This is a genomic window from Pseudomonas sp. Root71 (genome assembly GCF_001429045.1).
In the GTDB taxonomy this organism is placed as follows: domain Bacteria; phylum Pseudomonadota; class Gammaproteobacteria; order Pseudomonadales; family Pseudomonadaceae; genus Aquipseudomonas; species Aquipseudomonas monachiensis.
Window position 1 is genome coordinate 81,022 of record NZ_LMHY01000012.1, and the last position, 12,165, is coordinate 93,186.

5 protein-coding genes and 4 pseudogenes are annotated in these 12,165 nt (G+C 61.5%); 6 read left to right on the plus strand and 3 right to left on the minus strand.

Going from position 1 to position 12,165, the window contains the following annotated elements; genetic code table 11:
- Positions 1 to 117: 117 nt before the first annotated feature.
- From ASD95_RS10385 to ASD95_RS10395, 3 genes are all read right to left on the minus strand, one after another.
- Positions 118 to 1,473, minus strand: coding sequence for an HlyD family type I secretion periplasmic adaptor subunit (locus tag ASD95_RS10385; RefSeq protein WP_056721436.1), 1,356 nt, complete (start codon positions 1,471 to 1,473; stop codon positions 118 to 120).
- Positions 1,474 to 1,482: 9 nt separating this feature from the next.
- A complete protein-coding gene (locus ASD95_RS10390; protein ID WP_056721437.1) occupies positions 1,483 to 3,642 on the minus strand; it encodes a type I secretion system permease/ATPase in 2,160 nt (719 codons plus the stop codon).
- Between the two features lie 139 nt (positions 3,643 to 3,781).
- Positions 3,782 to 5,146 (minus strand): TolC family outer membrane protein, encoded by a 1,365-nt coding sequence (locus ASD95_RS10395; RefSeq protein WP_056722286.1) that lies wholly within the window; start codon positions 5,144 to 5,146, stop codon positions 3,782 to 3,784.
- A gap of 588 nt (positions 5,147 to 5,734) precedes the next feature.
- On the opposite strand from ASD95_RS10395, the gene ASD95_RS29755 reads away from it, so the two are divergent.
- The 6 genes and pseudogenes from ASD95_RS29755 to ASD95_RS29780 form a co-directional block, all read left to right on the plus strand.
- Positions 5,735 to 7,546: a retention module-containing protein gene (locus ASD95_RS29755; RefSeq protein WP_236709734.1), complete on the plus strand. Its 1,812-nt coding sequence runs from the start codon at positions 5,735 to 5,737 to the stop codon at positions 7,544 to 7,546.
- 8 nt (positions 7,547 to 7,554) lie between these two features.
- Positions 7,555 to 9,219: pseudogene (locus ASD95_RS29760) on the plus strand (beta strand repeat-containing protein); the annotation flags it as partial.
- Position 9,220: 1 nt separating this feature from the next.
- Positions 9,221 to 9,976 (plus strand): annotated as a pseudogene (locus tag ASD95_RS29765) (Ig-like domain-containing protein); the annotation flags it as partial.
- 1 nt (position 9,977) lies between these two features.
- A pseudogene (locus ASD95_RS29770) lies at positions 9,978 to 10,887 on the plus strand (Ig-like domain-containing protein); the annotation flags it as partial.
- 1 nt (position 10,888) lies between these two features.
- Positions 10,889 to 11,534: pseudogene (locus ASD95_RS29775) on the plus strand (type I secretion target); the annotation flags it as partial.
- A 28-nt stretch (positions 11,535 to 11,562) separates the two neighbouring features.
- Positions 11,563 to 12,164 (plus strand): VCBS domain-containing protein (locus tag ASD95_RS29780; protein ID WP_442965835.1); only part of this gene is annotated, 602 nt, incomplete at its 3' end.
- Between the last annotated feature and the right edge of the window lies 1 nt (position 12,165).

Sequence of the window (12,165 nt, forward strand, 5' to 3'; positions counted from 1 at the left end):
CAAGCTCGCTCCCACAGGGTTACTGGCGTTCTCAGAATTTGCGTTCGACGCGGACACTGTGGGAGCGAGCTTGCTCGCGATGGCGGCAGATCAGTCACCGCAGATTCTGGATACTGCCTACCGCTCCCGCATCGCCTCGGTCCGCGCTTTCAACACCGGTTTAAGCAAGTAATCCAGCACCGTTTTCTCCCCGGTAATAATGTCCACCGTCGCCACCATCCCCGGAATGATCAGTAGCGGTTTCACATCCCCGCCCAAATGGTTTTTGTCAGTACGCACCTGAATCAGATAGAAACTGTTGCCCTTGTCGTCGGTGATGGTGTCGGCGCCGATCAGTTCCAGCTTGGCGCTCAGGCCGCCGTAAATGGTGTAGTCGTAGGCACTGAACTTGACCATGGCTTTCTGGCCCGGATGCAGGAATGCAACGTCCTGCGGGCGGACCTTGGCTTCGATCAGCAGGTTGTCTTCCAGCGGCACGATTTCCACCATGTCACTGCCGGGCTGGACCACGCCGCCGATGGTGTTGACCTTCAATACCTTGATGATGCCGTGCACCGGCGAGACCACGGTGGTGCGGGTCACGCGGTCGTCGATGGCGATGCTTGATGCCGTTATTTTCGACAGGTCGGTGCGTTTCTCATTCAGCTCTTTGGCGGCTTCCGAGCGGAAGGTTTGCTCCGACTCGTCGATCTTGCTTTTGATCTCGTTGATCGCCGATTCCGCCCGGGGAATCGCCAGGGTGGTGGCGTTCAGCGAGCCGCGAATCTCCACGGCGCTGCGTTTGAGCCGGAGGATTTCCACCGGTGACACCGCGCCGGTGCCCACCAGCGGTGTGGACATGTTCATCTCTTGTTGCAGCAGCGCCAGGCTCGAACTGAATTGGCCCTGTTTCGAGCGAAACTCCGCCAATTCCTGGGTTTTTTGCCGAAGTTGTTCGCTGAGAGTACGCTGCTCGCTGGCCAGTCGCCGTTGCCGTTGCTCGTAAAGTGAGCGCTCGTCTTCGGCCACTTGCGGGGCCTTGGCGATCACTTCTTCTGACAGCTTGAACGGCCGGCCTTCGGCTTCGGCCGAAAGCCGTTCGACCTGCGCGGTCAAGGCGTAGCGATCGGCTTCGCTTTCACCCTTGTTCGACAGGTAGCGGGTGTCATCCAGACGCAGCAATGTATCGCCCTTGTTCACCATTTGCCCTTCGCGGACGAAAATTTCAGTGACGATGCCGCCCTCCAGGTTCTGGATCACCTGGACCTTGCTCGACGGAATCGCCTTGCCTTCGCCCATGGTCACTTCCTGCAACACGGCGAATTTGGCCCAGACCAGCGCGCTGACCAGCAGCGCGGCGGCCAGCCACACGGTGATTCGCGACCAGCGCGGTGAGTCCTGCAATGAGGCGCCGGCGGTTTCCGGCATGAACTCGGTCTCGGCACTTTTGTTGAAACTGTCGAAGTAGCCACGGGATCCTTGATCGGCAGACATGGGCTACTCCTAGACGGCCGCAGAGCCGACACGGCCCTTGCGCAGTGCATCGATGACAGCTTCCTTCGGACCGTCGGCGACGATCCGTCCGCTGTCCAGTACCACCAGCCGGTCCACCAGGCTCAGCATCGAGGTTCGGTGGGTCACCAGCAGGATGGTTTTGCCCTGGACCCAGTCGTGAAGTTTTTGCCGCAGGACGTCTTCGCTGCTGTTGTCCATGGCGCTGGTGGGTTCGTCGAGCAGCATGATGGGCGGGTCGAGCAACATCGCCCGGGCCATCAATACGGCCTGACGCTGGCCGCCGGACAACAGTTGCCCGCGTTCGCCCACGGGCCGGTCGAAGCCTTGCGGGTGTTGCCGGGCCAGCTCGGTAACGCCGGTCATTTCCGCCACTTCGAGCATGCGTGAGTCGCTGATATAGCGCGCGCCGAGGGTCAGGTTATCGCGCAGGCTGCCGGCCAGAAGCGGCAGGTCGTGGGCGACGTAACCGATTTGATGGCGCAGGTCGGCGACGTCCAGTTGCCGCAGGTCCAAGCCATCGAGCAGCAGTTGGCCTTCATCCGGTTCGTAGAAGCCCATCACCAGGCGCGCCAGGGTGCTTTTGCCTGAGCCGCTGCGACCGATGATGCCGACGCGCTCGCCGGGTTTCACACTGAAGCTGACATTGGCCAGGGCGGGAGTACTCTGGCCGTTATAGTGGAAGGTCACGCCGACAACATCCAGCGCGCCTTGCAGTTGGGTGCGCTCCAGCGGCCGTTGTCTGGCATCGCGCTCCTGGGGCAGGCCCATCAGCGCATCGGTGCTTTTCATGGTCAGTTGCGCTTGCTGGTAGCGGGTGATCAGGCCGGCGATTTGCCCCAGTGGCGCCAGTACCCGACTGCCGAGCATGTAGCTGGCCACCAGGGCACCGACGCTCAGGTTGCCGGCGATGATGCTGTAGACCCCGGCGACGATGGTGGCCATGCCGGACAGTTGCTGGATGAACAACGTGCCGTTGGTGGCCAGGGCCGAGAGGTTGCGTGCGTGGCTGTCGAGACGGGTGAGGGCGCCGTGGGTGCTTTCCCATTTGTGCTGGCGTTCGCTTTCGGCGCTGCAAGCCTTGAGGGTTTCCAGGCCACTGAGGGTTTCGATCAACAGTGCCTGGCGTTCGGCGCCCAGGCTGAGGCTTTTCTGCACGGTATCGCGCAGGCGCACCTGGATCACCATGGCGAAGATGATGGTGAGGGGGAACGCCAGTATCGGGATCACCACCAGCCAGCCACCGAGCAGGCCGATCACCAGCAGCATCAGCAGGCAGAAGGGCAGGTCGATCAGGCTGGTGAGGGTCACGGCGGTGAGAAATTCCCGCAGGCCCTGGAAGTCATGAATGCTTTGGGCGAAGCCACCGATGGTCGCCGGCCTTGCCTTCATCGCCATGCCGGTGATGCGCTCGAACAGGGTGGCCGACAGGATCACATCGGTTTTCTTGCCGGCGGTATCCAGCAAGTGCGCACGCACGACCCGCAGCACCAGTTCGAAAGCGGTGCCGATCAGCAAGCCGATCGCCAGCACCCACAAGGTCGAAGTGGCCTGGTTCGGCACCACGCGATCGTAGGTTTGCATCACGAACAGCGGCACCATCAGGCCCAGCAGGTTGATCAGGAAACTCGCCAGGATTGCATCGCTGTACAGCCATTTCGACAGCTTCAGCGTATCGCGAAACCAGGCCTGCACCCGAGGCACCAGTGGCGAGCGCAAGTCTTCGAGTTCGTGGCGTGGCCGGGCAAACAACGCCTGGCCACTGTAGTGTTCAGCCAGCTCCTCGGGGCTGAGCCATTGTTCGCCACCGTCGGCTTCGCTGGGCAGGATCAGCACCTTGCCGTCCTCGCCATAACGGCGCAGCACGGCCGTGCGGCCGTTGTTGAGCAACAGCAGCACGGGCAGGTTGAGTGGGGAGATGTCCTTGAGGTCGCGGCGCAGCAAGCGCGCCTGCAAACCGGCCCGGGCCGCTGCACGGGGCAGCAGGTCCAGGCTCAGGCGTTGGTGTGCCATGGGCAGCCCGGCACTGAGGCTGGCGCGACTGACCGTCGCGCCGTGGAGTTTGCAGAGGATCAACAGACCGTCCAGAAGCGGGTCATCGAAGCTCAGGCGCGGATCGACACCAGTGTTGCCGGGTTCCATGCTGGTCACATTGATTGCTCCCGTTGCTCTGCGGCAATCGACAGATATCTGCATATCTCACTGTAGGAGCTGCCGCAGGCTGCGATCTTTTGATCTTGATTGCTCAAAAGCAAAGTCAAAAGATCGCAGCCTGCGGCAGTTCCTACGGTTATTTCATTTCAGGCAGACGAGCTTCGTTTTTCACTTCGGTCTGGGCGATCGCGTCGGCGGGCAGTACGACCCGTTGCTTGCTCAGCAACTGGCCCATGTTCGCCAGGACACGGTACATAGAGAACTCTTCGGTATAGCGCACTTCGGTGTAGCGACGGTTGGCGTTGTAGAGCTCGTTTTCACTGTCGAGCAGGTCCAGCAGGGTCCGTTGGCCGAGGCCGAACTGATCCTGGTAGGCGATGCGTACACGCTTGCTGGTGTCGGCGTACTCACGGGCGGTCGGGGTTTGTTTCTTGGCATTGACCATGGCGTTCCAGGCCAGGTGAATGTTCTCGTTGAGCTGGCGCAAGGCATTGTTACGGATGTCCATGGCCTGGTTGATCTTGTGCGAGTCGGAGGCCAGGCGCGCCTTGTCGCTGCCTCCACGGAACAGGTTGTAGTTCATCACCACGCCAACCCGCCATTCGTTGTCGTGACCTTCGTCACCCTGCACGTTGTTGTTCGCGCCTACTGCCGCCTCGGCGTCCAAGCGCGGGTAGAACGGTGACTTGGCGACTTCGTACTGGCTTTCGGCCGATTGCACGTCGGCCTGGGCGGATTTCAGGTAAGGGTTGTTTTCCACCATGCTCTGCTGGGCTTCGGGCAGGGTGGGGGGGACTTCGCCGCGAATCGACGGCGGGGTTTCGAGCTCATCGGGCATGCGCCCCACAACGGCATAGAAGTTCGACTCGGCGTCGGCCAGATCGACTTCGGCGGTGTCGAGGTTGTTTTCCGCCAGTGCCCGGCGAGCGCTGGACTGGTCGGCATCGGCGTTGCTGCCCACGCCGCGCTGGGTGCGCAGGCCGATCTGGTCGTTGACCCGCAAGTGCGCTTGCAGGTTGTTCTTGGCCAGTGTCACCAGTTCGCGGCGCTTGAGGACTTCCAGGTAAACCTCGGTGGTGCGCAGGGCCAGATCCTGAGCCGTACCCTGAGCGTAATAGGCTCGCGAGTTGACCACGCCTTTGGTGCGCTGGACTTCATTTGAAGTGTTGAACCCGTCGAAGAGCATTTGCCGCAGGCGTAATTCCGATTGGGTGTAGTTCAAGGTTTCTGTGTTGTGTCCGCCGGGAGTGAGCGCCCGGGTATTGGTGTTATCGCTGTACCCGCGCCCGTAAGCGGCGTTCAGATCAACCGATGGATAAAAGCCCCCTTTGGCGACCTTTACGTCCTCATCCGCCGACAGTCGGCTGTCTACACGGGATGCCAGTTCCGGGTGGGTCGCAATGGTGCTCTGGATCGCTTCGGTCAGCGTCATGGCCTGAGCCTGGGACGAGCAGGCCATGGCCAAAAGAACCGCGCTGCAGAGGGGGGTTAATAGGCGCATGTACATCTCCCTGATTCCTGATGGTGCTTATCTGTCGCCAATTATTTGACGACATTTATAGGTAAAGTTGTTTCACATCTTTAACAAAAGAGCTAAGAACATTCTGGAGCGTAGCTAAGAAATTTTTTTCATAACGCTTATGCCAAAAAAAACTTATGCGCTCTGCGAAATCCAGCACATTGTTCAACTCGAAAGCCCTTGTTTTACGAGCTCTCTGGCGCTTATCGAGGGTTTGAGGAAAGTTCCAATCCACTTATCGACAAAGAGCGGAGAAGTGCTGGAGGGGAGGGACGCGAGCGATCTGGTGGTGACGGTTTTTTGTCACTTGAGTGATTCAAGATCGTTACGCATCGCTCACAGGCAAGGTTGTTGCGCACAGGGATCCGATGCCATTGATTGCAGAGGGGTTTTCCCGAAATCGTAAACAGCGCCGCGAGCGACTGGCTGGGCGAGATCGGTGCCGGGGCCACGGCTTACTCAAGTAATCCGGCACCCGGTGCACGATCCGCCAGACAACCCGCTCGAGCCATGAGCACGTTCTTCGCACAATCAAGGTGCCGACAGCGGTTGGCAGCGGAGGAAGTGCACATGGCAACGCTCATCGGAATCGTCAGTAAGGTCATCGGTCAGGTGTTCGCGGTTGCGAGCGACGGCACCCGGCGTGCTTTGGTCGAGGGGGACCGGCTGTTCGCTGGCGACCAACTGACCACTGGCGCTGAAGGCGCGGTGGCGGTGCATCTGCAAAATGGCCAGGAACTGACCCTCGGGCGCGACAGCAGCATGCAGATGACACCGCAGTTGCTCGCCAATCAGATTCCCCATGTGGACTCACCTGAAGCCCTGACGCCGAGCGAAGCGCAACTGACCGATGTCGAACAGCTGCAAAAAGCCATCGCGGCGGGCGACGACCCGACCCAAACCGCCGAAGCCACCGCTGCCGGGTCCGCCACGACTACCGGTGTACCGGGTGGCATCCCGGGCAGTGGCCATAGTTTCGTCATGCTCGAGGAAGTGGGTGGGCGAGTTGATCCGGTCATCGGCTTCCCCACTGCCGGGTTCAATGGCATTCCCGAACTTCCCGAAGAACGCCTGAACGCTAATCCGGACAATGCTGTAGCGGAGCAAGCCCCTGTTGTGCCGCCGGTGGTTGCGCAGGTGCCGAACAATCCGGTCACTTTCGAAGACCTGTCGGAACAGAACGGCGAGCGGACTGTCAACGAGGCCAACCTGGCCGATGGTTCGGCGAGGAACGAAGGCTTACTGACGCGAAGCGGCACCTTCACCATCAATGCGCCAGACGGGCTGAGCAGCCTCAGCATCGGCGCGATCAACTTGATCAGCGGCGGCGTTGCGGCAGGTTTCCCGCAGTCGCTAACCTCCCCGTTGGGCGGCACGCTGACCGTCACCGGTTTCGACCCGGCCACGGGCGTGGTCAGTTACAGCTACACCCTCAACCGTGCCGAATCCCACGCGAGTGGCGAGGGTGCCAATAGTCTTGTCGAACACGTCACCGTGGTGGCCAGCGACAGCAATGGCGACAGCACTACCGGCACAGTGACAATCAACATCATCGACGACGTACCGCAAGCAGTCGATGACAACAATGGCACCGCCTCGGAAACCCTGCTGACCCTCAATGGCAACGTGCTGGGCAACGACGTGCAAGGCGCCGACCGCGTGACGGTTGGGGAGAATAGCGGCCCCATCACCCCCGGCACCTTCACCGGCACCTATGGCACCCTGGTGCTGAATGCCAATGGCACTTACACCTACACGCTGAACACCAGCGATGCCGATTTCAAGGCGTTGCACGGCGGTGGCAACGGCACCGAAACCTTCACCTACACCCTCACCGATTCGGACGGCGACAGCAGCACCGCGAACCTGGTGCTGCAGATCCACAACAACGATGACCCGATCACGATTGGCGGTTTGAATGTCGGGGGCGGCGAGTTGACCGTCTTCGAGAAAAACCTCAGCGACGGCAGCAACCCGGATGCACCGGCGCTGACCCAGAGCGGCACTTTCACCGTGACTGCCCTCGACGGTGTAACCACCCTGACCGTGGGCGGTATTGCCGTGGTCACCGCTGGTGTGGCGGCGGGCTTCCCGCAATCGATCACCACACCGCTGGGCAGCACGCTCACGATCACCGGCTTCAACGCGGCGACCGGCGTGGTGAGCTACAGCTACACACTGGTCGATAACGAAGCCCACTCGACCGCCAACGGCGCCAACACGTTGCCCGAACAGCTCGCCGTGACCGTGGTGGATGACAACGGCACCACTGCCACGGGCAACCTCGACGTGAACATCGTCGACGACCTACCCAACGCCGTGGGCGACAGCAACGCCAGTACCGCTTCGGAAACCCTCTGGATAACGTCGGCAATGCTTTGAGGGATATNGGTGACCGTGGTGGATGACAACGGCACCACTGCCACGGGCAACCTCGACGTGAACATCGTCGACGACCTACCCAACGCCGTGGGCGACAGCAACGCCAGTACCGCTTCGGAAACCCTGCTGACGTTGAACGGCAACGTGCTGAGCAACGACGTGCAAGGCGCCGACCGCGTGACGGTTGGGGAGAATAGCGGCCCCATCACCCCCGGCACCTTCACCGGCACCTACGGCACTTTGGTGCTCAATGCCAACGGCACCTACACCTATACCCTCAACACCAGYGATGCCGATTTCAAGGCGTTGCACGGCGGTGGCGACGGCACCGAAACCTTCACCTACACCCTYACCGATTCGGACGGCGACAGCAGCACCGCGAACCTGGTGCTGCAGATCCACAACAACGATGACCCGATCACGATTGGCGGTTTGAATGYYGGGGGCGGCGAGTTGACCGTCTACGAGAAAAACCTCAGCGACGGCAGCAACCCGGATGCACCAGCCCTGACCCAGAACGGCACCTTCACCGTCACGGCCCTCGACGGTGTAACCACCCTGACCGTGGGCGGTATCGCCGTGGTCACCGCTGGYGTGGCCGCCGGCTTCCCGCAATCGATCACTACGCCGCTGGGTAGCACCCTGACCATCACCGGATTCAACGCGGCGACCGGCGTGGTCAGCTACAGCTACACCTTGGTCGATAACGAAGCCCACCCAACTGCCAATGGTGCCAAYTCACTCCCTGAGCAGTTCGCCGTCACCGTGGTCGACGACAACGGCACCACCGCCACCGGTTCACTCGACGTCAACATCGTCGACGACCTGCCCAACGCCGTGTACGACAGCAACGCCAGTACCGCTTCGGAAACCTTGCTGACCCTCAACGGCAACGTACTGAGCAACGACGTGCAAGGCGCCGACCGCGTGACGGTTGGGGAAAATAGCGGCCCCATCACCCCCGGGACCTTCACCGGCATCTACGGCACCCTGGTGCTGAATGCCAACGGCACTTACACCTATACCCTCAACACCAGCGATGCCGATTTCAAGGCATTGCACGGCGGCGGCAATGGCACCGAAACCTTCACCTACACCCTCACCGACGCCGACGGCGACAGCAGCACCGCGAACCTGGTGCTGCAGATCCACAACAACGATGACCCGCTGGTCATCAACGGCCTCAACGTGTATGGCGGTGAACTGACGGTCTACGAGAAAAACCTCAGCGACGGCAGCAACCCGGATGCCACGGCGCTGACCCAGAACGGCACGGTCTACGAGAAAAACCTCAGCGACGGCAGCAACCCGGATGCCACGGCGCTGACCCAGAACGGCACCTTCACCGTCACGGCCCTCGACGGCGTGACGACCCTGACCGTGGGCGGTATCGCCGTGGTCACCGCTGGTGTGGCCGCCGGCTTCCCGCAATCGATCACCACCCCGCTGGGCAGCACCCTGACCATCACCGGCTTCAACGCGGCGACCGGCGTGGTGAGCTACAGTTACACACTGGTCGATAACGAAGCCCACTCGACCGCCAACGGCGCCAACACCTTGCCCGAACAGTTCGCGGTGACCGTGGTGGATGACAACGGCACCACTGCCACGGGCAACCTCGACGTGAACATCGTCGACGACCTACCCAACGCCGTGGGCGACAGCAACGCCAGNTTGCCCGAGCAGTTCGCCGTCACTGTGGTGGATGACAACGGCACCACTGCCACGGGCAACCTCGACGTSAACATCGTCGACGACCTRCCCAAMGCCGTGGGCGACAGCAACGCCAGTACCGCTTCGGAAACCCTGCTGACGTTGAACGGCAACGTGCTGAGCAACGACGTGCAAGGCGCCGACCGCGTGACGGTTGGGGAGAATAGCGGCCCGATCACCCCCGGTACCTTCACCGGCACCTACGGCACCCTGGTGCTGAATGCCAACGGCACCTACACCTATACCCTCAACACCAGCGATGCCGATTTCAAGGCATTGCACGGCGGCGGCAACGGCACCGAAACCTTCACCTATACCCTYACCGATTCGGACGGCGACAGCAGCACCGCCAACCTGGTGCTGCAGATCCACAACAACGACGATCCGCTGGTCATCAACGGCCTCAACGTGTATGGCGGTGAACTGACGGTCTACGAGAAAAACCTCAGCGACGGCAGCAACCCGGATGCACCAGCCCTGACCCAGAACGGCACCTTCACCGTCACGGCCCTCGACGGCGTGACGACCCTGACCGTGGGCGGCATCGCCGTGGTCACCGCTGGTGTGGCCGTCGGCTTCCCGCAATCGATCACCACACCGCTGGGCAGCACCCTGACCATCACTGGGTTCAACGCGGCGACCGGCGTCGTGAGCTACAGCTACACCCTCAATGATAACGAAGCCCACCCAACTGCCAATGGTGCCAACTCACTGCCTNGCTGGTCATCAACGGCCTCAACGTGTATGGCGGTGAACTGACGGTCTACGAGAAAAACCTCAGCGACGGCAGCAACCCGGATGCACCGGCGCTGACCCAGAACGGCACCTTCACCGTCACGGCCCTCGACGGCGTGACGACCCTGACCGTGGGCGGCATCGCCGTGGTCACCGCTGGTGTGGCGGCGGGCTTCCCGCAATCGATCACTACGCCGCTGGGCAGCACCCTGACCATCACTGGGTTCAACGCGGCGACCGGCGTCGTGAGCTACAGCTACACCCTCAATGATAACGAAGCCCACCCAACTGCCAATGGTGCCAACTCACTGCCYGAGCAGTTCGCCGTSACCGTGGTCGACGACAACGGCACCACCGCGACCGGTTCACTCGACGTGAACATCGTCGACGACCTGCCCAAAGCCGTGTACGACAGCAATGCTTCAACGGCCTCGGAAACCCTGCTGACGTTGAACGGCAACGTRCTGAGCAACGACGTGCAAGGCGCCGACCGGGTAACGGTTGGTGAAAATGCCGGCCCGATCACCCCCGGCACCTTCACCGGCACCTACGGCACCCTGGTGCTGAATGCCAACGGCACCTACACCTATACCCTCAACACCAGCGATGCCGATTTCAAGGCATTGCACGGCGGCGGCAACGGCACCGAAACCTTCACCTACGAATGCCAACGGCACCTACACCTATACCCTCAACACCAGCGATGCCGATTTCAAGGCATTGCACGGCGGCGGCAACGGCACCGAAACCTTCACCTACACCCTCACCGATTCGGACGGCGACAGCAGCACCGCCAACCTGGTGCTGCAGATCCACAACAACGATGACCCAGTAATCCTCAACGGCCTCAACGTGTATGGCGGTGAACTGACGGTCTACGAGAAAAACCTCAGNCCGATTCGGACGGCGACAGCAGCACCGCCAACCTGGTGCTGCAGATCCACAACAACGATGACCCAGTAATCCTCAACGGCCTCAACGTGTATGGCGGTGAACTGACGGTCTACGAGAAAAACCTCAGCGACGGCAGCAACCCGGATGCACCGGCGCTGACCCAGAACGGCACTTTCACCGTGACGGCCCTCGACGGCGTGACGACCCTGACCGTGGGCGGCATCGCCGTGGTCACCGCTGGTGTGGCGGCGGGCTTCCCGCAATCGATCACTACGCCGCTGGGCAGCACGCTGACCATCACCGGATTCAACGCGGCGACCGGCGTGGTGAGCTACAGCTACACACTGGTCGATAACGAAGCCCACCCGACCGCCAACGGCGCCAACACCTTGCCCGAGCAGTTCGCCGTCACTGTGGTGGATGACAACGGCACCACTGCCACGGGCAACCTCGACGTCAACATCGTCGACGACCTGCCCAAAGCCGTGKRCGACAGCAACGCCAGTACCGCTTCGGAAACCCTGCTGACGTTGAACGGCAACGTGCTGAGCAACGACGTGCAAGGCGCCGACCGCGTGACGGTTGGTGAAAATGCCGGCCCGATCACCCCCGGTACCTTCACCGGCACCTACGGCACTTTGGTGCTNAGCAACGACGTGCAAGGCGCCGACCGCGTGACGGTTGGTGAAAATGCCGGCCCGATCACCCCCGGTACCTTCACCGGCACCTACGGCACTTTGGTGCTSAATGCCAACGGCACCTACACCTATACCCTCAACACCAGCGATGCCGATTTCAAGGCATTGCACGGCGGCGGCAATGGCACCGAAACCTTCACCTATACGCTGACCGACGCCGACGGCGACAGCAGCACCGCGAACCTGGTGCTGCAGATCCACAACAACGATGACCCAGTAATCCTCAACGGCCTCAACGTGTATGGCGGTGAACTGACGGTCTACGAGAAAAACCTCAGCGACGGCAGCAACCCGGATGCCACGGCGCTGACCCAGAACGGCACCTTCACCGTCACGGCCCTCGACGGCGTGACGACCCTGACCGTGGGCGGCATCGCCGTGGTCACCGCTGGTGTGGCCGCCGGCTTCCCGCAATCGATCACTACGCCGCTGGGCAGCACCCTGACCATCACCGGCTTCAACGCGGTGACGGGTGTCGTGAGCTACAGCTACACCTTGGTCGATAACGAAGCCCACCCAACTGCCAATGGTGCCAACTCACTCCCTGAGCAGTTCGCCGTCACCGTGGTCGACGACAAN

Bases quoted from the DNA above. Each gene is read 5' to 3' on its own strand.
- ASD95_RS29755 (WP_236709734.1), top strand. From the start codon at position 5,735: ATGGCAACGCTCATCGGAATCGTCAGTAAGGTCATCGGTCAGGTGTTC.
- ASD95_RS10395 (WP_056722286.1), bottom strand. From the start codon at position 5,146: ATGCGCCTATTAACCCCCCTCTGCAGCGCGGTTCTTTTGGCCATGGCC.
- ASD95_RS10385 (WP_056721436.1), bottom strand. From the start codon at position 1,473: ATGTCTGCCGATCAAGGATCCCGTGGCTACTTCGACAGTTTCAACAAA.